Raw genomic sequence first — 23,937 nt, 5'->3', positions numbered from 1 at the left:
GCTGCCTGGTTTTTCAGTTTGCAGCGCGGCGGATTGCTTAAAGCATCACTTCCTAGCAGATGCAGTTTTCGGTCTCCACCCAGCAATTTTTGTGCGCCGACTCTTGCTGGAATCCGTAAAATAACTGCATTCTATACAGCTATTTCTTGTGCAAAAGGTGAATGTGAATCTTTAATTGCATTCTCTGCAACTAAAAACTAGAGAATTCACCTATCGGCGAGAAAAGCAAGAATATAAGTGTACGAAATACACTTATATCCTTTGGCCGAGTGATTTGATGCATTATAAGTGTACTAAATACAATTAAACGCGTAATGCCGCGTAATGCCGCGTAATTCAATGCTTAATTTAATCCTCAGCGCAATCCTCAGCGCAATCCTCAGCGCGATCCTCAACGCAATCCTCAGCGCAATCCTCCTACACTATGCACCGCCGGCTCATTATAGGTAATCTTGATGGCTAAGATTCTTAAGGGATAGCATAAGGATCAGCCTCTTTTTGTGTAATTAATTACCAATACATAGACACTTACAATCTCACAGTATTATGATAATCAGAGTGATCCTAAAGCGAAGCTTTGTTAGGCGAACATGAATAGGTAAAGAAAAGATACCGAATGTAAACGGTTCACACTCGCTGTGTTAACGCTTTCTTCTTACAATTAGGATATAGAAAATAAGGGAGGTTCAATAGATGAAAAGTAAGATTAAAGGCTTGCCTTTAATGGCATCGGCCATTGTTTTATCATTAGTTTTCAGTGGTTGCTCCAGCAATAATAGTGGAGACAGTAGTAGTTCCGCAGAGGGAAACACTAGTGCGCAAACGGAAATGGAAGGCGGTCCTTTAACCAAATATGATCCGCCGATCAAACTTCGCTCCACGATGAACGAAACAGGCAAAGAGACGTTGGCGCAGGGCGATACACATTCCAATAACATCTGGACCAGAGGATACGAGGAAGAACTTGGGATTAAAGTGTCCTATGACTGGATTGTGGCTGATGCCAACTATAACGATAAAATGAACGTTACCTTGGCGAGCGGCGATTTGCCTGATTTGTTAAAGGTGTCCACGGTGCAATTCGAGCAGCTTTATGAAGCTGGCATGTTGGAGGATTTGACCGGGGTGTTTGATAAATATGCTTCGGATCTTGTGAAAGAATATTACGCTGAAGAGGACGGAGCAGGTCTAAAGCCGGTTACGAAAGATGGAAAACTGATGGCGATGGTAAGCTTCCCGGGTTCGCTGGATTCCTCTGATATGATATGGATTCGAAAAGACTGGATGGATAAGCTGGGTCTGGCAGAACCAACATCCATGCAGGATATTATTAAGATTGCAGAAGACTTTACATTTAAAGATCCAGACGGAAATGGCAAACAGGACACTTACGGCATTTCGTTGAACAAGGACTTGCCAATCAATGCGTTTCTTCTCGGGTACCATGCCTACCTGGAAACTTGGATCAAAAATGCCGATGGCGAGGTTGTGAATGGTACGATTCAACCGGAGGTAAAAGCTGGACTTGCGGAGCTGCAAAGATTGTATAAAGAAGGAGTCATTGATCCAGAGTTTGGGGTAAAAGACTTTGCCAAAGCGATGGAGGATGTGAATGCTGGTAAATCCGGTATGTTATTTTTGCCGCAATGGGCACCTTTCCAAGTAAAGGACATGATTAAAAAAGATCAAAATGTTAACTGGGTGCCTTATCCAGTACAATCTATTGATGACCAACCTGCCAAAACTCAAAACCATCTTACAATTGGTGGCGTATTCGCGGTCCGTAAGGGCTACGAGCATCCGGAGGCATTGATCAAGCTGCTTAACTTCCAAGCAGAGAAAATGTTTGGGGAGTCCGCTAAAACAGAACGGGCAAAATATTTGAACGGGGACACAGGTCTGGGCTTCCAAAACGCGGTTGTATCCAACCTGCCACCGAACAAAAATGTAAAGGCACAGGATGAAGTGGAAAAAGCCCTTGAATCGGGGGATACCTCAAACATGGGCCTTGAAGCTAAATTATTCTATGATGATATTCAAAGCTACCGCGGCGGAGATCTTGATAAATGGCATATGGAACGGATCTTTGGGCCGCTTAGCTCACAATCGGTTATCAAACACTACCGCGACAATGACTTGGTGTTGATGAACGAGTTCATTTATGCCCCAACCAAAACGATGAACAGCAAAGCGGCTACCTTGGATAAACTGCGTGCAGAGACCTTCGTCAAAATCATTTACGGAAGTCTTCCTATCGATGAATTCGACAAATTCGTAGCCAACTGGAAAAAGCTCGGTGGAGATCAAATTACGAAAGAAGTAAATGATATCGTAAAAGCTAAATAGTAAAAACGACGCAGAAGAGGACTGCCCCTAGTCATGATAATGACAAACGGGTAGTTCTTTTTTTGGCTGAACAGCTATTCGGTTCGATAACCAGGTCAACAAAAGATACTTAAAGTCAATACGCTACACTATTAAGGCAATTTGGGGCTGCTCTATAATTGAGATACAAGGAGGAGAAAGCATATGCACTTTAATACTAAGCAATTTCTACGTAATATTCCGCTCCATTTAATGATTTTACCTGCCTTAATAGTAATCATTATTTTCAGTTATATTCCGATGGCTGGCCTTGTAATTGCCTTCCAGAATTTTTCCCCGATTTCAGGGTTTAAGAATATGAACTGGACAGGGCTCGAAAACTTTCGTTATTTGTTTGAGCTTCCCGGTTTTGGACAGGTCGTATGGAATACTGTATTTATCTCCGTCATGAAAATTATTGCTGGGCTGACCGTGCCGGTTATAGCGGCTTTATTGCTTAATGAGGTTCGTGTAAACGGCTTCAAACGTTCGATTCAGACGATTATTTATATGCCGCACTTTTTCTCATGGGTTATCTTGGGCGGGATTATCGTAGATGTACTGTCTCCGAGCAGCGGGATTGTTAACATGCTTTTAAAAGCACTAGGCATGCAGCCTATTCAATTTCTAGCCGACAATAGCTGGTTCCCATACGTACTAGTGATCACAGATCAATGGAAGGAGTTTGGATTCGGGACGATCATTTATTTGGCGGCTTTAACCAGCATTGACTCCTCCCTTTATGAAGCTGCTGTAATCGATGGTGCCGGAAGATGGAAGCAGACCTGGCATATTACGCTTCCGGGCATTCGCCCGATTATGATCCTGATGCTTACACTCAGTCTTGGCAACGTCCTGAACGGGGGATTTGACCAAGTGTTCAATCTGTACAATCCGCTAGTGTATGAATCAGGCGATATTTTGGACACGATGATTTACCGAATTGGTCTTCAGGATGCTCAGTACTCTGTATCGACCGCATTAGGATTGATAAAATCTGTAGTTTCCTTCGTATTTATCGGGCTGGGTTACTATCTGGCGTATCGTTTTGCTAAATATCGGATTTTTTAGAGAGAAAGGAGTGGACTAAATGCACCATACTTCAACTGCTTATCGTTGGTTTCTCCGCTGCAATTATGTATTTCTGACTTTGCTCGCAGTGCTTTGTCTTTTTCCGATCGTGAACATTCTGGCGATCTCCTTCAGCTCCAGCGCAGCTGTTAACGCGGGTAGCGTAACCTTCTGGCCTGTGGATTTCACACTTTCTTCCTATAAATATATCCTTCAGAACAACCAGTTCATTCACTCCTTCGGAACTAGTCTGCTCCGGGTAGTGCTTGGCGTATCCGTTAACCTGTTGTTTACGATTCTAGTAGCTTATCCATTGTCTAAAGAGGCAAAGTCCTTCCGCTCACGGACCGTGTATGCCTGGGTTTTTGTGTTCACGATGCTCTTCAGTGGGGGTCTGATTCCTGGCTATTTAATTGTAAAAGAAATGGGGCTGCTGGATAGCATCTGGGCGCTTGTTATACCGGGCGCGGTGCCGATCTTTAATGTTCTGCTTATGCTCAATTTCTTCAGAGGTTTGCCAAAAGAATTGGAGGAAGCCGCATGGATGGATGGCGCAGGACACTTACGTACGTTATGGAGTGTGTATCTGCCGGTATCTATGCCAAGTATTGCGACCATTACGTTGTTCGCTTTGGTGGGGCACTGGAATGCATGGTTCGATGGTATGATTTATATGAGAAGCCCGGAACATTATCCGCTGGCCACCTATTTACAATCCATACTTCAGCAGGTATCGATCCAGACTGAAAATATTACTTTTGAACAAGCTGCGTTATTAAATCAAATCTCAGACCGTACAACGCAAGCCTCCCAGATCTTCTTGTCTATCATTCCGATCCTGGCGATTTATCCGTTCCTGCAAAGATATTTTGTGCATGGACTAGTCGTGGGTAGTGTAAAGGGGTAAACTGGACTGGACCTAAATATAAGAAGGAGCCTGAACATGGCTCCTTCTTTATTATTATTCGATAGAAGAGGGAGAAAATTCCAATGAAATCATTCTCCATCGGGTGGAACCCCGATTCCATTGTGATCAAGCTGATCGGAGCTTTCCTATTGGTCATGCTTCCACTCTGTGCGCTGAGTATATCTATTACCTACTATAGCTCCAACCAAATGCAAGCTGAAGTGGAGAGGGCGAACGAATCGAAGGTTCATTTTTACTATAGCCATCTTGAATTTGAGCTGCAACGGATAACGGGCTTAGTCACGGAGTACTCTCAGGATGAAACGCTGGCTACCTTCAGTACCCGTATTCCAATTATGAGCCGGTACGAAGTGGATTCTAATCTGAACAATATATACACCAAGCTAAAACAAATCAAAGAAACCAGTCCTTATATTAGTGATGTTGTGTATTATGTACCGGAAATTAATAAGCGGGTTAGCGCTGCGGTGGGGGTTAGGGATGTCACCAATGAGGAATGGCAAAGTCTGCTGGCCACTATGGGCAATCTGAAGGGCGCTTTATCTAAATACGAAGACGAGTTATATTTACTGCGCAGTAATCCCTATAACCTGGATCGCAATCTTTCACCTAATTTTTTGCTGGGAGTGAAGCTTTCGTCGCCTGAGCTTGAGTTGCGTTTGAAAGAATTTGCTGTATCAGGGGGGAGCGATATTACGTTGGCATTCGGCAATAACGATTATGTGATATCAACTTCTGACCAGAAGCCCAGGTTATTCCCAGTAGAGAAACCGCTAAATAGTGAAGATACTGTAAGTGTGCAGCGGTATCGTTATGATGACTCTTTTTATTATTCGCTCTACGATCACAGCAATAACTTTAGGCTGACCGCAAATATTCCCAACACGGTGCTCATGAAGCCGATTCATGTGTACTCATTGCTGCTGTGGCTGTTGTTCGTTGTCTCGATAGTGATCATTATCTTGTTCTCTTTATGGACGTACAGGATGATTCATCGACCGATGTCTATTCTTATCAGAGGGTTTAAGAAAGCGGAGCAGGGGCAGACGGGGATCTTTATTACTCACTCCCGCAGGGATGAGTTTGGGTATCTATATTCTCGTTTCAATGAGATGCTTAAGCATTTAAATACACTAATTGATGAGAACTACGTGCAGCGTATCCGGACAGGGGAAGCGGAGCTTAAACATTTACAATCGCAGATCACACCTCATTTTCTCTACAACAGTCTATTTAGCATAAAACAGATGGCTGAGGTGGAAAATGTAGAGCTGATCAAGGAGTTCTCTGATTATTTAGGGCAATATTTTCGGTACATGACCCGGGATTCCGCCCAGGAGGTTACTTTGCGGCAAGAGCAGGAGCATGCTTTGGTCTATCTGGCTATACAACGGATTCGTTTTGGCGCGAGAATTAGAGCTGAAGTAGATGAGATTGCAGCGGATTGCCGGGACATCAAAGTCCCACGGGTCCTCCTGCAGCCCATTATTGAAAATGTATTCGAGCATGGGCTTAAGCAAAAAGGCAGCAATGGCCTATTAAAAATGAGTTATGAAAAAGTTGAGCATACGCTGACTATTATAATAGAAGATAACGGTGACTCGCTTAGTGAGGACAAGTTAAATCTCTTGCAGCGCCAGTTCTCCGAGCAGAATGCTATTCAGGGGGAAATCACGGGTTTATTAAATGTGAATCAGAGATTGAGGATCAAATTTGGTTCTCCTTATGGCTTGCAGGCAGAGAGAAGTTGTTTGGGCGGGCTTTGTGTAAGAGTCAATTTACCGCTTAAAGGGGATGTGCAGGATGCAACGAATGATGATAGTTGATGATGAGCCTAATATTTTGGATGGGTTGTACGAATTTTTTGTAAAGGCAGATTTTAAAGATTTGGAGATCATAAAGGTTCATTCAGCGGATCATGCCATAGATTGGCTTAATACCGTAAAAATAGATATTGTGCTTAGTGACATCTGTATGCCAGGAATGGATGGGATGGCGTTAATTCAGGAAATTGTCGACCGCTGGCCGCGTTGTAAAGTAATTCTGCTGACAGGACATAATGAATTCGATTTTGCCCATCAGGCGATCCGAAATCCTTGTGTAGTCGACTATTTATTGAAGACAGAGGGGATGGATAAAATTCGTGCCGCTGTGGAGCTGACTTTGGAGAAAATATCTTCAGAAGAGGATTATTTCTATAAAAGCCAGTGGCTTCGCGATAAGCTCCCGCGCGCGCTGCCCCAGTTACAGCAGCAATTATTACACGATATTCTAAGACGCACCGAACGGATAGACCGGCAGAGCTTGCAGGTTGAATTCGACGCCATTCAGCTCCCGTTCAAAGCGGATGGACCCGTCCTGCCTATTATTCTGCGAATGGAGGCTTGGCGAAATTATGAAACGGCTTCAGACCGGAGCTTAATTCGTTATGCGGTAGCCAATATTGCGGAGGAGCTGCTCAGCGACAAAGTTGAAGTTAAGGCTGTGGATCTGGACCCGGGGACGATAGCTTGTTTTGTTCAGCCTAAAAGTGAAAGTGTATCCTCAATCAAGGAAGAAGAGCTCTGGTTAAAAACGCTCCGTTTCGTCCATGGAACCATGGAATCCGTTCAGCAAGCCTGTGGCAAATGTCTGCAACTATCTGTGTCTATTATCGCCAGTGATCAGGAAGTGCATTGGCATGAGCTGAACTATGCCTTGAACCGTTTACGATTAGCCATTTTTGATAGCCCCGGACTTGGGATGGAAAAGCTGCTGAGGATAAATACCAAGGAAGTGAGCCCAAGTCCAGGTTCTATGCATAATCGAAATGCAACAGCAGAACTACTGCTCGACTATTTAAAACAACGGCTGCTTGAAGGTGATCTCGATTGGGGCACATCTTTTCGCAAATGGGTGGAGCTCTCGGGGGAAGGTGGGCCGGAGGATCCTTTTTTGAGATTAAGATTAATGTCTGGGATCAGTAACACCCTGCTGCAGACTTTACAAGAGTTAGGTTTAACGGAAAAAGCCCATAGCGGTATGAATTTATCACGTATGTTATATTTTAATATCAATACACACTGGTCGGACGTCATCTCTTTTTATCACACGTTTTTTGAATGGATTATCTCGAACAGAAGCGCTACCTATAAACATGATGAATCGAATATCCTGTCCATGATCCACCAATATATTAAATCCCATCTGGCCGATGATTTGTCCTTAACCCGGATTGCGCAGGAAGTCTCACTTAATCCGTCCTATCTGTCACGCTGGTATAAAAGAACGACAGGGAAGGGGATTTCTGATTATATTCTGGAGAAAAAAGTGGAGCTGAGTAAGGAGCTGCTGCTTGGAACTGCTCTAAAAATGCACGAGATCTCCGGCCAGCTCGGGTTTAGTGATCAGCACTATTTTTTTCGATTCTTCAAAAAAACCGTTGGCTGTACGCCGCAGGAATATCGAGAGCAAAAACGAGGATAAATAACAATACCCCGAAAGACGTACACCTGTTCAGAAGGTGCATCTTACGGGGTATTGTTTGTGGCTGTATTTTAACGATTATTTACCGAGTTGTTTGTCTACTTCTCTAACCGGATTCTCGCCAACATTCTCTTCAACCTTGTGGCTACTCATAAACCAGCCGATTACAGCGATGAGTACGAGCACAACGTAGAAGGTGGCTTTCCACCAGGTACTATGAGCGAAATCTTCGGACAGAACACCAAGTGAAGGGTGCGCCAATGTAATGACTGACAGCTTAACACCCACCCAACCTACGATAAAGAAGGCTGCAATTTCAAGTCCTGGACGGGAATGCAGCAGCTTAACGAAGAAGGAAGCTGCGAAACGCATAATGACCAGACCGATAAATCCACCGGCAAAGATGACGAGGAATTGTCCGCCATCGAGGCCTCCGATTTTTGGAAGACCACTTGCAGGAAGAGCAACCGCGAGTGCAACTGCGGCTAGGATGGAATCGACCGCGAAGGCGATGTCAGCGACTTCTACCTTCAGAACAGTAAACCAAAAGCTGGATTTCTTTTTATTGACCGCACCGTCAGTGCCGCTTTCAGCAGCTTCATCTGTGACGGGCTTCTTAAACAACAGTTTTCGGAAAATATGATTACCCGCGATAAATAATAAATAAATCGCGCCGATGGCTTGTACTTGCCAGATATCGACCAGATAGGAGATGACAAATAGCGAACCGAATCGGAACACGAAGGCCCCCGCTAATCCGTAAAACAGCGCTTTTTTTCTTTCCTCATCAGGAAGGTGCTTAACCATAATTGCCAATACCAATGCGTTATCTGCGGCGAGTAGTCCCTCTAGTGCTACCAGAACAAGCAATACCCAACCGTACTCTAATAATAATCCCCAATCCATTACTGTTGTCCTCCCTTTTTGAATGCAAATATCTACCAAAAGATATCTACCCTACCATTTTAACCAAATTTATATAAAAAAGACCTTTACCAAACAGATTAGCCTTTGGAATAAAGGTCTAACCTGATTGGTAAAGGTCTCGCTAACAATGTGAATTGCCAATAAAGCCGGAGAATATCCTCATATTCTCGTATTGACGACTTTATTTAACAGCTACTCCCCTTTACGGGATATATTAAATTTTTAAGATTATTCAATGTGTTCTTGCCTAAAGAGATCATATACGAGATGAAAGTCATTGTCAATAAAAGTTGCAGAAATAAATGGATTCTATCTTTTAAGAATCATTAAAATGGCCAGAAACATGACATGATGACGGAAATCAACAGAGATTGAATAAAAATGGAAACGGAAACATGATATATTTAGGTTATATAAACTAACATTTAATTTGACGAAACTGCAAACATAAGGAAAAACAGGACTTAAAAAGGAAAAACTTGATTGACGATGTAGGTTGATGAAAATATGATGAAACTAATCAAAGCAATCGAACATGATTTGTGTTAACTAAAATTACATCAGTTGTTCTGTTGAAGTGAGTTTTACTGCGAAGAAGTACTAGAAGTTCATGCTGCATAAAACTTTTAGGAGGTGGGGAAATGCCGCAGACGTCATCGAGGTTATCCATTGAAGCAGAGGAGGAGCTCAGTCGCCATCCCTGCTACAGCGAGGAAGCTCATCGTTTTTTTGCTAGGATGCACATCCCGGTTGCTCCCGCCTGTAACATCCAATGTAATTACTGCAACCGAAAATTCGATTGTGTGAATGAAAGCAGGCCTGGTGTAGTTAGTGAAGTGCTAACTCCAGAGCAAGCTGAAAGAAAAGTGAAAGGTGTAGCCGCACAGCTGATGCAACTGTCGGTAGTTGGGATTGCAGGTCCGGGTGATCCGCTGGCGAATCCAGAACGAACCTTTGACACGTTCGAACGAGTCAAGCGGCAGATCCCTGATGTTACCCTTTGCCTGAGTACTAATGGATTGACCCTTTACAGGCATGTAGACGCCATACTAGCGCTAGGTATCCGTCATGTCACGATCACCATCAATGCCATTGATCCCAATGTGGGCCGTGAAATTTATCCATGGGTTGTTGACGAAGGGATCCGGTACGAAGGACAAGAAGCAGCGGAGCTGCTGATCAGCCGCCAGCTTCAAGGTTTGGAGCTGCTGGCACAGCAAGGTATTCTTGTTAAAGTTAATTCCGTTATGATTCCAGGGGTCAATGATCATCATCTCCCTGAAGTATCGCGAACAGTTAAAGCGCTCGGGGCAACTCTGCATAATGTGACGCCTTTAATTATCGCACCGGGAAGTCAGTATGAACGGGATGGGCGCAAGGCGCCGCGTCCTAAAGAACTGCACAACCTACAGGAAGTGCTTGGGCGCGAAGGAATGAAGGTCATGCGCCATTGTCGACAATGCCGTGCTGATGCCATTGGGCTGCTAGGTCAGGATCGTAATCAGGATTTTATATTAGAAAAGATGGATGCAAATCCAGTTATAAATGAGCAAGCTAGAGCGCTCTTTCAACGTGAACTCGATGCCAAAATCCGTCAGCGTGTCAAAGCCAAAGAGCTAAGGCAGAACTCTTTCCAGCAAGGGCAGCACACCACCAAAGTCGCTGTTGCTACACGTGGTGGGGATAAGGTCAATCAACATTTTGGCCACGCGACAGAGTTCATGGTTTATGAAACAGATGGAGTAAGCGTGAAGCTGCTAGGTGTCCGAAAGATTCAGGCCTATTGCCACGGTAAAGCGGATTGTAATGGGGATAAGAATACCACGCTACAAGAAATTATTTCTATATTACAGGACTGTCAAATATTGCTCTGCTCTGGTATTGGCGATGTCCCTCGCGCCAGCTTAAATAAAGCCGGGGTATTGCCTCTGGTGCGTAAAGGTGAAATACAGGATGTGATTCTCGAAAGTGTGAAGATCAGCTCTTATTTTGAAAATATATCGATTTCGAAGGGATGATGAATGATGAGACAAATTGCTTTTTACGGTAAGGGCGGTATCGGTAAATCCACAACTTCGCAGAACACTTTGGCGCAGCTCGCCACTAAATTTGGTCAAAAAACAATGATCGTAGGCTGTGATCCTAAAGCGGACTCCACACGGTTGATTCTGAACACCAAAGCTCAGAATTCAGTGCTCCAATTGGCAGCTGAAAGAGGAACGGTTGAGGATTTGGAGCTTGAGGATGTAGTTCAGTTGGGATATGGCGACATTCTTAATGTGGAGTGCGGTGGACCTGAACCGGGTGTGGGTTGTGCCGGCCGCGGGATTATTACAGCGATTAATTTTTTGGAGCAGCAAGGGGCTTATGAAGGATTGGATTTTGTATCCTATGACGTACTTGGTGACGTGGTATGTGGTGGATTTGCAATGCCGATCCGTGAGAATAAAGCACAGGAAATTTATATCGTATGCTCCGGGGAAATGATGGCTATGTATGCGGCCAATAACATTGCGCGCGGAATTCTAAAGTATGCCAACAGCGGTGGCGTAAGATTGGGCGGTCTGATCTGCAACAGTCGTAATACGGACCGTGAGGATGAGCTCATTATGGAGCTGGCACGCCGTTTGAATACGCAAATGATCCATTTTGTCCCGCGGAATAATGTGGTTCAGCATGCAGAGCTGAGAAGAATGACCGTGGCCCAATATAATCCTCATCATCAGCAAGCGAGAGAATATGAGATTTTGGCAGAAAAGATCCTGAATAACAATATGATGACAATCCCGACCCCGATTTCTATGGAAGAGCTGGAGGATTTACTCATGGAATTTGGTGTGATTGAGGATGAAGAGACGGCGCTGAAAAAGCTGAAGGCATCTGGCCAATAATTAGGTTCGTCCGGTGAACAGGAGTGGAGAGACGGCTGTTCACCGGATCACTCTAAGGGATGAGGAGGATTCAGAATGGGGCTGAATATCGAAGATAACCAAAAGATGCTCGAAGAGATTCTTGAGGTTTACCCGGAAAAGGCACGGAAGGATCGTCAGAAGCATTTTGAAATCAATAATGAAGAGTTAATAAACTGTGGCAAATGCGCCATCAAATCGAATATGAAGTCCCGTCCGGGGGTTATGACCCAAAGAGGATGTGCTTATGCCGGTTCGAAGGGCGTGGTCTGGGGCCCGATCAAGGATATGGTGCATATCAGCCATGGTCCTGTAGGTTGTGGGCAATATAGCTGGGGAACAAGACGGAATTATGCCAACGGAACACTGGGCATTGATAATTTTACGGCTATGCAGGTGACGAGTGATTTTCAGGAGACAGATATTGTATTTGGCGGTGACAAGAAGCTTGAAGTCATTTGCCGTGAAATTAAAGAAATGTTCCCACTGGCTAAAGGAATTTCGATCCAATCAGAGTGTCCTGTGGGGCTAATCGGAGACGATATTGAAGCGGTGTCCAAAAAAATGTCTATCGAGCTAGGTCTCCCGATCATTCCCGTTCGTTGTGAAGGATTCCGTGGGGTTAGCCAATCCTTGGGTCATCATATTGCTAACGATGCGATCCGTGATTTTCTGATGGGGAAGAAGGAGCTTGCGGAATGTGGTCCTTACGATATTAATATTATCGGAGATTATAACATCGGTGGGGACGCTTGGGCTTCACGCATTTTACTGGAGGAAATGGGTCTGCGTGTTATTGCGCAGTGGTCTGGGGATGGAACCATCAATGAATTGGCGATCGCGCATAAGGCGAAGCTCAATCTGATTCACTGTCATCGCTCCATGAACTATATGGTAACGACGATGGAGAAAGCATATGGGATTCCTTGGCTGGAATACAACTTTTTCGGGCCGACCAAAACAGCTGAAAGCCTTCGAGCCATCGCCGCAAGGTTTGATGAGTATATTCAGGAAAATTGCGAGAAAGTCATCGCTAAATACACGCCACAAATGGAGGCGATTATCTCTAAATTTAAACCCCGGCTGGAAGGTAAAAAGGTCATGCTGCTGGTAGGCGGATTACGTGCCCGCCATACACTGGGGGCTTATGAGGATCTGGGTATGGAGGTAGTGGGCACAGGTTATGAGTTCGCTCACAAGGATGATTACGAGAAAACATTCCCTGAACTGCCGGAAGGCACTATTATCTACGATGATCCAACCGCTTACGAGCTGGAAGAGCTTGCGCAAAGACTTGATATTGATCTGATGGGCTCGGGTGTGAAGGAGAAATATGTGTATCACAAGATGGGTATTCCTTTCCGGCAAATGCACTCTTGGGATTATAGTGGTCCTTACCATGGCTATGACGGGTTTAAGATTTTTGCTAAGGACATGGACATGACCATTAACAGCCCAGTGTGGAGCTTGATCAATTCAGGGAAAACAGGATCACTCCCTAAAAAGGAGGCGGGCGTATGAAGGACAAACTGGAGATCCCGGATTACAATACATTATTTCAAACTGAACCCTATGTGAAGCAACGTGAAGGGAAAAAAGCATTCGAGGCACCCTGCAGTGAGCAAGAGACAGCGGAAGCATTAGCCTACTCGAAGTCGTCTGAATATAAGGATAAGAATTTTGCTCGCACCTCACTGGTAGTTAATCCTCATAAAGCATGCCAGCCCCTAGGAGCCTTGATGGCTGCGCTGGGATTCGAAAAAACTCTGCCGTTTATACATGGCTCCCAAGGCTGCACTGCGTATTTTCGTAGTCATTTGAGCCGTCATTTCAAGGAGCCAACCCCCGCGGTTTCTTCCTCTATGACAGAAGATGGTGCGGTGTTCGGAGGGATGAACAATCTTATTGATGGTCTTGAAAATAGTGTGGCGCTCTATAAGCCAGAGATGATAGCTGTATCCACTACATGTATGGCTGAGGTTATAGGGGATGATCTGCAGGCTTTTATATCCAATGCCCGCCAGAAGGGTGCAATTTCGAACGAAATTCCAGTGCCCTACGCCAACACGCCAAGTTTTTCCGGATCACATATTACAGGTTACGATTCCATGTTAAAGTCCATCCTCAGTACCTTGTTCATCCGCTCTGGGATTGAAGCTACCCCTGGCAGTGGAGAGGGAACTGGAGAGAAGCTGAATGTCATTATAGGGTTTGAGCCTTATACGGGGAATTTTGCAGAAATTCGAAAAATCCTTGCCGCGTTTGATACAGGCTACACCTTCCTTGGTGACCACAGCGGCAATTTTGATTCCCCGGCTACAGGAGAATATTCCTATTATTATGGGGGAACGAAGCTGGCAGATGTGCCGAAGGCAGCTAATGCGTTGGGAACTCTTTCTCTTCAGAAATATTCTGTCAAAAAAACGTTGGAATACATCAGCGGCACATGGAAACAACAGACCGTTGCGATGTCGACTCCGCTGGGCATTCATGCCACAGATCGGCTAATAGAGTCTATCAGTGAATTAACGGGATTGCCCATTCCGCCTGAGCTTGTGGAAGAACGTGGCCGGGTAGTGGATGCTTTGCTCGATAGCCACCCTTATCTGCATGGCAAACGAGTGGCTTTAGTTGGCGATCCGGATTTGCTGATCGGCCTGATTGAATTCTGTCTGGAAGTCGGTATAGAGCCTATTCATATTGTGTGCTCCAATGGGGAAAACGGATTTAAAGAAGAAGCGAAAGCTCTGCTTGCTGCCAGTCCCTACGGAGCAGAAACAACGGTTCATATCGGAAATGATTTGTGGCATATGCGCTCTCTGCTGATTGATGATCCTGTGGATCTGGCCATTGGAAGCTCTCATCTTAAATTTGCTGCCAAAGATGCCGACGTTCCTTTGATCCGTGTAGGCTTCCCTGTTTTTGACCGCCATCATCTGCATCGTTATCCGATTATCGGTTATCAAGGTGCCTTGAACTTGTTAACTACTATAGTAAATACAATCCTGCAGGGGTTGGATGAGGATTCATCTGGCTTCAACCACGATCTTGTTCGTTAGTCCAATATTTATCGTAGTGACACTGAATAATTGAGCATTTTAAGAGTAAGGAGTATTCAGTTACGGGAGGTGGTACGATGGAGTCCATCAGAAACGATGTATTCGACGCGCAAGCTTGCGGGAGCTTAACTCCGAAATCGAAGCCATGTCCACGCCCCAAGCCGGGCGAAGCGGCTGGGGGCTGCTCCTTCGACGGAGCCCAAATCACGCTGCTGCCGATCATGGATGCTGCGCATCTCGTCCATGGGCCGGCTGCTTGTGCCGGGAATAGCTGGGAAAGTAGAGGGGCTTTATCAAGCGGGCCATCACTTTCACAATACGGATTTACTACAGATCTCAACGATAACGACATTATTTTTGGCGGAGAAAAGAAACTTAAAGATAGCATTGACTATATTGCCGGGCGCTTTATGCCTCCGGCAATATTTGTATATGCGACCTGTGTGACAGCATTGATTGGCGAGGATTTGGATGCGGTATGCAAGGAAGCGGCAGGCAGATTGGGGCTTCCTGTGATCCCCGTGAACAGCCCTGGATTCGTAGGCAGTAAGAATCTTGGAAATCGGCTGGCTGGTGAAGCGCTGCTACAATATGTCATTGGCACAGGTGAACCAGAGATTGAGATTCCTTTAGGTGTGAATTTGATTGGAGAGTACAATATCGCGGGTGAAATGTGGGATATCGAGAAATTAATGAAGAGTGTTGGAATTACGCTAATGTCCAGAATTACAGGGGATGCAAGATATAAGGAAATTACATGGGCACATCATGCAAAAGTGAATATGGTTGTGTGCAGCCGTGCATTGTTAGGTCTGGCAAAAGAAATGGAGGCAAGATACCACATTCCCTATTTCGAAGGCTCCTTCTATGGGGCCAAAGAGACAACTTATTCCTTACGTCAAATGGCTTATTTGCTGAATGACCGTGAGATGGAGCGGCGTGTGGATCGGTTGACGGAACGAGAGGAAAACAGACTGATTCAGGAGCTGCGGCCCTACCGCAAGCTGCTTAAAGGAAAGAAAGCAGTTCTCTATACGGGTGGAGTAAAAAGCTGGTCGATTATTTCCGCACTGAAGGAGTTAGGCGTTCAGGTGGTAGGTGTAGGCACGAACAAAAGCACGGAAGATGATGTACGGCGTATAGCGGATCGTGTTGGTGATGACACCGAATATATCCCGGAGGGCGGGGCAAGCCGAATTATCAAAACCGTCCGGGATCGTAAGGCAGATATTATGATTGCTGGCGGACGGAATATGTATGTGGCAATGAAAGAGCAGATTCCGTTTATCGATATTAATCAAGAAAGACACAAGGCCTATGCTGGTTACGAAGGTTTACTAAGGCTGGCAAAGGAGCTGACGTATTCTCTTGCTAATCCAATCTGGAAGCTGGCTGCCAGTGCCGCTCCCTGGGATAAGGAGGAACCTTCCTATGACCGTTAACAAAAGGAGTAAACCGACTTCGGTTAATCCAATGAAAATAGGCCAATCCCTTGGTTCCGTACTGGCATTTCAGGGTTGCTACAAGGCATTGCCTATTGTGCATGGTGCGCAAGGTTGTTCCGCATTTCCGAAGGCACTGCTTACCCGGCATTTTCGTGAGCCTATAGCCGTACAGACCTCTGCTTTGCAGGAGATGGATGTAATCTTTGATGCGAATCGTAATTTAGAGGAAGCTCTAAATACCATACTCAGTAAACACCGACCAGACATTATAGGCATTATTGGGACTGAGCTGACGGATGTGGCAGGAGTGGATTATCAATCCATGCTCAAGACCTATAAAAGGGAGCGGAACATGCGGGGTGGGCTTGCTTTTTCCGTCACCTTACCAGACTTTCGTGGTTCATTGGAATCGGGGTTCAGCTCTACCGTGGAGGCGATGCTTGATGAGATGATTCAGCAGGTAGGCCATCGGGGTTCAAGGAGTGTAAATACACGTCAGATTACCCTCTTGCCGGGATCGTTTCTGACGCCGGGTGATGTGATGGAGCTGAAAGAAATGATATCCTCCTTCGGTTTTGAGGTAATCGCTCTACCTGATATTTCGACCTCTTTGTCTGGGCATCTGCTGACAGGATTTTCACCGCTGACAAGAGGTGGGGTGCCTCTGGATTCGATGCTGCAAAGCTTGCATTCGGGTCTAACCATTGCCATCGGCGGAAGTATGGAGCGTCCAGCTAGAAGACTGCATAATGCGCTGGGAACTCCCTACAAAGTATTCGAGAGTGCGATGGGGCTTAAAGCAACGGATGATATTTTGCAATTCCTGCATCAAATTAGCGGGGAGCCGGTACAGCTTCGTTATTGCTGGCAACGGGAGAATTTATTGGATAGCATGCTGGATGCTCATTTTCAATTTGCGGGGATGTCTGCACTTGTCGCGCTGGAGCCAGATCATTTGTATACCGTATCTTCTTGGCTCGAAGAGCTGGGGGTGGAGCAAAAGGCCCTGGTCACCTCCTATGAAACTCCTTTGGTGGTTGAGATGGAACGAGAGGTATGGGTCGGTGATCTGGATGATGTTGAGCTTTTGGGCAAAGGTGCAGATTTATGGATCGGTAACTCACATGGGATAAATGGAGCGGCGCGGTTAGATGCTGCTTTTATGGCGGCTGGATTTCCCGTTTGGAATGAGCTTGGTGCTTATATGGCCACCTCTGTAGGGTATCGGGGAGCGATGGAGTGGACGAATAAAGCGGCGAATCTGTTAATGCGAAGGGAGGAGGAACATCGTGAAAGTAGCATTCGCTACAGAGGATGGAATTAGAGTGAATGCCCATTTTGGGCAGAGTCCGATGTTCGCAATTTATAAAGTTACCAAAGGTGGCGGGGAGCTTATAGGTCTTCGTAAACTGCCAACGATTCTCAATCAGGATGAAGCAGGCAAAATAGAGAGTCGTCTGGAGGTGGTAGAGGATTGCACGCTAATATTCATCATGCAGATTGGAGCCTCAGCAGCGGCAAGAGTCACACGTCGTAAAATTATGCCGGTAAAGGTTCCACCAGGCAGTCCTATTGATGAGCAAGTGAAGCGGATTGTTGAAATGCTACAGGGCAAACCACCGATGTGGCTAGCCAAGGTATTACATGCTGAAAATGAAGCGGAAGGGGCGAGTGTAGATGGATCCCATAGCTAATGAGAGTTCTGCATTAATGGGCCGGGTTGCTCCGGAAGCGGCAGTATTAAAACGCCGTTGTCGAACCACGGAGAAAAAGCTGGATAAAGATATAGCAGAGATGCTCATACGCCGGTTGTGTCAATTGCTTGATACAGAAGACTTTTTTGGAAGGCATGCTTCTCTTTCACCACAGAAGAAGATCGAACGATTGTTTCTCGCTTCCCCTGAAGACAAGAACAAATCTGATTTTAACTGCGCGGTTTCTCCAAAGGTCCGTTTGCAGGTTCCTCTCTTGTTTCAGGCGGTGGCGGGCGTGATCGAGGAGAAAAGTGGGGTTCTGGTTCAAAGCTCTTCTGAAATAAATGGGGAAGGATTTGGGCGTGCTCTTTTATATAGTGATCGGATTATTCTTGTGTTAAAAAGCTTGAGAGCAGGTTTTCCGTTTCCTTTTACCTCTGAGGAGAAAGTAATTCGCTACGGCGTTGCTTGTGTGGAAGAAGGGTTAGCCTTTATGGATAAATTTAATGAAATGACAGCTCTCTATGGAACGGATGGTCTGGAGGGTTAGATTCCAATGATGCAGCTCAGCCACAGGGAGGGAGCAAAATGGAGCAGCTTGTAGGCGGCACCGAACTGGAACGATACGCACGCCAATTGAAGCTGCTTGGAGAAGGCGGGCAGAAAGCGCTAAAAGAAGCTACAGTGATGATTGCTGGAATTGGTGGGCTTGGAGGCACTGCCGCACTTTATCTAGCTGCTGCCGGAATCGGCAAGCTGATCTTGGCGCATGAAGGAAACATTGTGCCTCCAGATTTAAATCGACAGATTTTGATGGACAGTGATCATTTGGGTATGGAAAGGATGAGCACAGCAATTCAGCAGCTAAAACGTCTGAATCCAAATGTTGAAATTGAAGGATATAATTCGAAGATTGAATACAATATGGCAAAACCTTGGGTAGAGCAAGCTAATATAGTGATTGATGCACGGTATGATTTTCCGGAAAGATATACGTTGAACCGCCTATGTGTAGAAACCGGCACGCCAATGATAGAGGCGGCGATGTATGGATTTGAGATTTCACTAACAACGGTTATACCTGGTGAAACCCCTTGCTTAGAGTGTCTTTATCCGGATGTTAATCCAGAATGGGAACCGTTTGGCTTTCCAGTATTGGGAGCAACCTCCGGAATTGCGGGTTGTCTGGCTGCGTTGGAAGCCGTAAAATGGGTTACAAGGGTAGGGACGACTTATGCGGGCGTAATGCATCGCTTCAATTCACTCGACTTCGCCTGTTACAGCGTCCATATTACCCGTAATCCGAATTGCACTTGCTGCGGAGAGGAAGGTAAACCGTGAAAAGTCTCAGGCTATGTGACACGACACTTAGGGATGGTGAACAGGCGGCTGGAGTTTCATTCACGAGGGAAGAAAAGCTGGAAATCGCAAGGTTGCTGTCGGAATGCGGAGTGGAGCAAGCAGAGGTAGGAATTCCTGCCATGGGCAAGCAAGAGCAAGAAGATATTGCGGCTATCGCTGATTTAGGTCTTCCTATGAAGATGATGACCTGGAATCGGGCCTTGGAAAGTGATATCGACAAAGCATGGGCGACGGGTGTGAACTGGAGTCATGTATCGATCCCTGTCTCGGAAATTCAATTACAAGGTAAGCTAGGTTTAACACCTGCCAAAGGTCTGACAAGATTACTTCATGCGACGGAATATGGTCAACGGCTAGGAATGACTGTGTCGGTGGGGATGGAGGACTCTTCACGGGCGAGTATGGAGTACTTGGTTGAACTGGTAAATACATTATATAAAGAAGGCATTCGTTGGTTCCGTTATGCAGATACGGTATCTGCTCATCATCCGGGTCAAATGGCAGAGCGGGTAAGCACATTACTTAGTGCTGTTCCTGCAGATGTAGAGCTTGAGGTACACTGCCACAATGATTTTGGTCTTGCGGCTGCAAACACACTTAGCGGTATTGCCGCGGGTGCGGTCTGGGCAAGCACTACGGTGGCAGGGATTGGTGAACGCACCGGGAATGCAGCAATGGAAGAAGTAGTGATGGCTTGGCGTTATCTTTATGGCGGGGAGAGCAGCGTGCGTCCAGAGTGTCTGAAGGGGGTGGCGGATAGGGTGATCGCAGCCTCGGGCCGAAGTGTCGGCGATGCCAAACCAATCGTCGGATCACTCGCCTTCACACATGAATCTGGGATACATGTTGACGGTTTGTTGAAAGAAACAGCCACCTACCAGACCTTTGATCCCACTGAGGTGGGGAGAGCACATCATTTTGTGTTAGGTAAACATTCCGGAAGTGGTGGAATCATGCATGTTCTGAACGCACATGGTTTAGAGGTTAGTGCGGGAACCGCGGGACGTTTGCTTGAACGGGTGAGAGACTATGCCGAAGTTAATAAAGTGAATGTGCCAGAGCTCCTCTTGGTTGAATGGCTGAGGGAGGATTGGCAACGACCGTAAGAGATATCAGTAAGAATGAATAAAGGCTGACAAGACGGGTACGAAACCTGTCTTGTCAGCCTTTTTATGTTGTTATGATTAAGTTTATTGTGTTAGCCCTTAACCGCCCCGGCGGTAATTCCCTTGGTCATCTGTTCTGTGAAGAGCAGGTAGATCAGGATGGTTGGGATGGCGATGATCGTCATAACCGCGAACTGTGCACCATAGTTGGATGAATACTCACCAGTGAATTTCATAATGGAGAAGGGAATCGTCTTAAGATCTTCCGAGGTGAGGAAGGTGTTCGCCATAATGAATTCATTCCAAGTGCTGATGAAATTGAGTACACAGATGGTTGCCAGCGCCGGTTTGGTGATGGGTAGGATGATACGGAAGATTAACCCGTAAATGCCACTGCCATCAATAACGGCGGACTCTTCAATAGCCCGTGGGATGGTCTCCAGGAACCCGGTCATAATCAGGACACTCATGGGGATGACAATGGCTGAGTAAGGCAAAATCAATGTGTACATATTGTTCAGCATCCCAAGCTTGTTAAACAGAATGAAGTTTGGCAGCAATGTGGCGTGAATGGGAATGATCATGCCTAACATGATTAGAGAGAGGACGATGCCACTTAGCTTCCATTTCATCCGGGTAAACGCATATCCCATCATCAGGGACACCAGCGCAGAGAGCATAACAGTAATCACTGTAATGATAAGACTGTTGGCAAAATAACGTGGCACACGCCCGTAGGTAAAAGCGTTTCGATAGTTCTCCCACTGGGGTGGAGAGGGCCATTTCAGAAATGAGCTTCCAAAGAACTCACCGCTCTTGAGCAGGGAATAATCGATCAACCAAATAAGCGGAAATAACTGAATCAACGCCATGATACACAGGAACACCATCATTAGGATTTTGCCCGTTGTAGGCTTTCTGCGTTCTTGTTTGTGAAGGTTTAGCTTAGGGGGTGAAGCGGCAGGCGATAAGGAATTATTCATAGGATTTCCTCCGGTTACAGGGTTTCTTTAAAATTCTCCGATATCTTTCTTTAAAATCTTGTTGAGGATAACGGTTAGGATCAGGCAGAACACAATAAACAGAATCGAAATGGCATTACCATAGCCGTATAACGATGATGAGAAGGCGGTTTTGTACAGATAGTTCCCTAGGAATTGTGTGCTATTTGCAGGGCCACCGTTGGTCATTAAGAATACGGTTTCCATTTGCTTAAGGCAGGTGGTGACGGCGATGATGATGGCAACCCGCATCATCGGCGAAAGCAGCGGAATGATGATACGCGTGTAGAGGGTGAAGTTGTTGGCGCCGTCGATTCTTGCGGCTTCGCTTAAATCTTCCGGAATGCCTTGCAGACCTGAATAATACAGCAGCAGTGCATACCCAAAGCCTTGCCACATAACAACAATGATGATGCACCAGATGGCCGTCTTTGGATCACCGAGCCAATCATGCGTAAGTGCATCCAATCCAACTCCGCTTAGCAGCTTGTTGAGCAGTCCGTAGTTTGGATGGAAAATTCCGGTCCACAGCTTGGCTGTAACGACGACGGAAATTACAGCGGGGATAAAAAAGATCGTCCGGAATATTTTTTCGTATTTGCCGGAATTGGTTAGGAATATCCCCATGAGAATGGCAAAGGGATGTTGTAAAAATACAGTGGCGGCGGTCAGGAGCAGGGCATTGACTAGCGATCTCCAGAACACTTTGTCATGAAATAGAATTTCACGGTAGTTATCAAAGCCGATGAAATTGTATTTGCCGATTCCGCCCCAATCCGTAGAACCGTAATAAGCGCTCATGAAGATAGGGATGCAGATCATAAAAGCAAATAGGAACAGTCCAGGTGCGATGAGTAAGAATATCGCTTTTTTGTCGCTTAACACTCTGTGCATGGAAATCTCCGTCCTTTTAAAGAGTAATCTATCTATTACCATCGTAACGGGAAGCCAGGCACCGGAACATGCCGTAAATTTCAGATCGGTGTATACATTTTTTCGAAAACAAAACCCCGGCCTCTGGGGGAAGCCGGGGTTTGCGCACTGCCATCTATAAGGTTACTTCAGGAGCGCTAAGGTTCATGTTTTTTGTAGTCTCTGGTTTATTTACCAGCGAATTTATCGGATGCAGCATCCAGTGCTTTGGCGAATTCTTCAGGGGTAATTGCATCAGAAAGCAGGCTTTGATGCGCCTCCATTACCTTTTGCTTGAACTCATCGTCACCCACATCCTGCAGTGGAGTACCGCTGGAGGATGTCATCGAGCTGAACACTTCAATCAATTCTTTTTGCAGCTGGGTTTCGTTACCCGTTAGGAATTGATCGAATTGCTGCGCAGGTGTACCCGCGCCGGCTTGCCATAGCATTTTAGACCAATGCTCTGGAGCGAAGAAATATTTCAAGAAATCAACAGCGGCTTCAGCATGTTTGGAATTTTTGCTGACTGCATATCCACCACCATACCAAGCGGCATCATCGGTTGCTTTACCTTTATCTGAAGCAGGGAAAGCGAAAGCGCCTACGTTATTGCGGAATTCTTCAGAGAAGTTCTCGTCTGTTGCCAGACCCGACTCCCAAGCGCCCATAAAGAACATGGCAGCTTGCCCTTGTCCGAACAAGTTGCGTGCAGCACCGTAATCGGCAGTCAGCCAGCCATCGGCAAAACCTTTAGCATCGGCAAATTGCTGCATTTCAGTTGCGGCTGCAACGAGACTAGGATCTGTAAAGGATATTTTACGCGCAACAGCTTCATCCATTGTATTGAAATCGCCAGTCTGACGTTGGGCTACAAATTCATACCAGATAGGCAATGTCCAAGCGTCCATACCATTCATAGCGATCGGGTTAATTTTCTTGGCACGAAGTGTTTTGACGGCGGCAAGCAAATCATCTGTGGTTTTTGGAACCTCGATGCCGTTGTCAGCGAATATTTTTTTGTTATAGTACATGACCATGTAGTCGGCACCACGCGGCAAGCCGTAAAGTTTACCATCTTTACTGAAGCCGTCCATGGATCCGGACACAAACTGATTACCTTCGAAGTCAGCGCTGTTCAGTTCAAGCAGCAGATCGTTATCCAGCAGGGGACTCAGGAAGGAGGGCTGACCCCAGGCTTGAATGATATCAGGCAGCTGATTGCTGGAGGCATACACTTTGATTTTTGATTTGTAAGGCTCATCTTGAAGCGCTTCCACTTCAATCTTGACGTTAGGGTTCTCTTTCATGTAAGCATCGATAATGTCTTGCTCTACCTTACCTGAACCATTTGCCCGATCCGCGAGCGCGGTGAAGAACTTCAGTGTGATTTTTTCGGCGGGTGTGTTTTCCCCTGCACTTGCTGTTGCTTCGGCAGTAGCTTCGGCCTTGTCATTTGTAGGTGCATTGGTAGCTTTCGCATTGTTATTTCCGCCACCGCAGCCTGCGAGCAGAGCTGGTAGCATTAGACTCATAAGTGCTAGCTTTATTCCTTTACCTTTCATCAAAAACCCACCTTTTTTATGAGATATATTTCCACGAGAACGGCTGTCATCAAACGAGGACGACAATGTCGTTTCTTCTTGCATCCCCATCTTAAGAGTTTATGACCGATAGAAACATGGTCCATATTT

At 45.9% G+C, this 23,937-nt stretch carries 19 protein-coding genes; 15 read left to right on the top strand and 4 right to left on the bottom strand.

All coding sequences use genetic code 11. From position 1 onward, the window contains the following. Positions 1–693: 693 nt before the first annotated feature. From NYE35_RS25605 to NYE35_RS25585, 5 genes are all read left to right on the top strand, one after another. On the top strand, positions 694–2,346 hold the full coding sequence (locus NYE35_RS25605) for an extracellular solute-binding protein (protein WP_339824800.1): 1,653 nt from the start codon (positions 694–696) through the stop codon (positions 2,344–2,346). Positions 2,347–2,529: 183 nt separating this feature from the next. Then, a complete protein-coding gene (locus NYE35_RS25600) occupies positions 2,530–3,435 on the top strand; it encodes an ABC transporter permease (RefSeq protein WP_036679607.1) in 906 nt (301 codons plus the stop codon). Between the two features lie 19 nt (positions 3,436–3,454). Then, positions 3,455–4,342: a carbohydrate ABC transporter permease gene (locus NYE35_RS25595; protein WP_076099478.1), complete on the top strand. Its 888-nt coding sequence runs from the start codon at positions 3,455–3,457 to the stop codon at positions 4,340–4,342. An 83-nt stretch (positions 4,343–4,425) separates the two neighbouring features. Next, positions 4,426–6,189: a sensor histidine kinase gene (locus NYE35_RS25590; protein WP_341122210.1), complete on the top strand. Its 1,764-nt coding sequence runs from the start codon at positions 4,426–4,428 to the stop codon at positions 6,187–6,189. Further along, entirely contained in the window at positions 6,167–7,828 is a 1,662-nt protein-coding gene (locus NYE35_RS25585) for a response regulator transcription factor (RefSeq protein WP_076099476.1), read from the top strand. Before NYE35_RS25590 ends, NYE35_RS25585 begins: the two co-directional genes overlap by 23 nt. Positions 7,829–7,906: 78 nt before the next feature. Here the strand turns inward: NYE35_RS25585 and NYE35_RS25580 are convergent, their stop codons facing one another. Beyond that, a complete protein-coding gene (locus NYE35_RS25580; RefSeq protein WP_036679597.1) occupies positions 7,907–8,734 on the bottom strand; it encodes a TerC family protein in 828 nt (275 codons plus the stop codon). Between the two features lie 662 nt (positions 8,735–9,396). Here NYE35_RS25580 and nifB point away from each other — a divergent pair. The 10 genes from nifB (at position 9,397) to NYE35_RS25530 (ending at position 20,330) form a co-directional block, all read left to right on the top strand. Then, positions 9,397–10,773, top strand: a complete 1,377-nt coding sequence (nifB, locus tag NYE35_RS25575; protein ID WP_340952228.1) for a nitrogenase cofactor biosynthesis protein NifB — start codon at positions 9,397–9,399, stop codon at positions 10,771–10,773. Positions 10,774–10,776: 3 nt separating this feature from the next. Next, positions 10,777–11,646, top strand: coding sequence for a nitrogenase iron protein (gene nifH / locus NYE35_RS25570; RefSeq protein WP_235219430.1), 870 nt, complete (start codon positions 10,777–10,779; stop codon positions 11,644–11,646). Between the two features lie 75 nt (positions 11,647–11,721). Further along, on the top strand, positions 11,722–13,185 hold the full coding sequence (gene nifD / locus NYE35_RS25565; RefSeq protein ID WP_036679590.1) for a nitrogenase molybdenum-iron protein alpha chain: 1,464 nt from the start codon (positions 11,722–11,724) through the stop codon (positions 13,183–13,185). Beyond that, entirely contained in the window at positions 13,182–14,723 is a 1,542-nt protein-coding gene (nifK, locus tag NYE35_RS25560; protein ID WP_038573092.1) for a nitrogenase molybdenum-iron protein subunit beta, read from the top strand. The genes nifD and nifK overlap by 4 nt, the downstream gene beginning before the upstream one ends. A 77-nt stretch (positions 14,724–14,800) precedes the next feature. Next, positions 14,801–16,165, top strand: a complete 1,365-nt coding sequence (gene nifE, locus NYE35_RS25555; protein WP_038573091.1) for a nitrogenase iron-molybdenum cofactor biosynthesis protein NifE — start codon at positions 14,801–14,803, stop codon at positions 16,163–16,165. Beyond that, complete coding sequence (gene nifN / locus NYE35_RS25550) at positions 16,155–17,492, top strand: nitrogenase iron-molybdenum cofactor biosynthesis protein NifN (protein ID WP_038573090.1); 1,338 nt, start codon at positions 16,155–16,157, stop codon at positions 17,490–17,492. Before nifE ends, nifN begins: the two co-directional genes overlap by 11 nt. After that, positions 17,458–17,862 (top strand): NifB/NifX family molybdenum-iron cluster-binding protein, encoded by a 405-nt coding sequence (locus NYE35_RS25545; protein ID WP_036679578.1) that lies wholly within the window; start codon positions 17,458–17,460, stop codon positions 17,860–17,862. The genes nifN and NYE35_RS25545 overlap by 35 nt, the downstream gene beginning before the upstream one ends. Then, positions 17,846–18,412, top strand: coding sequence for a DUF269 domain-containing protein (locus NYE35_RS25540; protein WP_076103660.1), 567 nt, complete (start codon positions 17,846–17,848; stop codon positions 18,410–18,412). Before NYE35_RS25545 ends, NYE35_RS25540 begins: the two co-directional genes overlap by 17 nt. Before the next feature lie 38 nt (positions 18,413–18,450). Further along, entirely contained in the window at positions 18,451–19,203 is a 753-nt protein-coding gene (locus NYE35_RS25535) for a HesA/MoeB/ThiF family protein (RefSeq protein WP_076223453.1), read from the top strand. Beyond that, entirely contained in the window at positions 19,200–20,330 is a 1,131-nt protein-coding gene (locus tag NYE35_RS25530; RefSeq protein WP_036679570.1) for a homocitrate synthase/isopropylmalate synthase family protein, read from the top strand. The genes NYE35_RS25535 and NYE35_RS25530 overlap by 4 nt, the downstream gene beginning before the upstream one ends. A 92-nt stretch (positions 20,331–20,422) precedes the next feature. Here the strand turns inward: NYE35_RS25530 and NYE35_RS25525 are convergent, their stop codons facing one another. From NYE35_RS25525 to NYE35_RS25515, 3 genes are all read right to left on the bottom strand, one after another. Then, a complete protein-coding gene (locus tag NYE35_RS25525; protein WP_038573086.1) occupies positions 20,423–21,313 on the bottom strand; it encodes a carbohydrate ABC transporter permease in 891 nt (296 codons plus the stop codon). A gap of 27 nt (positions 21,314–21,340) precedes the next feature. Next, positions 21,341–22,225 carry a carbohydrate ABC transporter permease gene (locus tag NYE35_RS25520; RefSeq protein ID WP_036679565.1) on the bottom strand — a complete coding sequence of 295 codons (885 nt, stop codon included), beginning with the start codon at positions 22,223–22,225 and terminating at the stop codon, positions 21,341–21,343. Positions 22,226–22,431: 206 nt separating this feature from the next. Beyond that, positions 22,432–23,808, bottom strand: coding sequence for an ABC transporter substrate-binding protein (locus tag NYE35_RS25515; RefSeq protein WP_036679562.1), 1,377 nt, complete (start codon positions 23,806–23,808; stop codon positions 22,432–22,434). Positions 23,809–23,937: the final 129 nt, after the last annotated feature.

Origin of the sequence: Paenibacillus sp. FSL L8-0494 (assembly GCF_038003695.1) — a bacterium.
In the GTDB taxonomy this organism is placed as follows: Bacteria; Bacillota; Bacilli; order Paenibacillales; family Paenibacillaceae; genus Paenibacillus_AQ; species Paenibacillus_AQ odorifer.
Note: the sequence above shows the minus strand (reverse complement) of the source record. Positions and strands in the feature narration are given on the sequence as shown.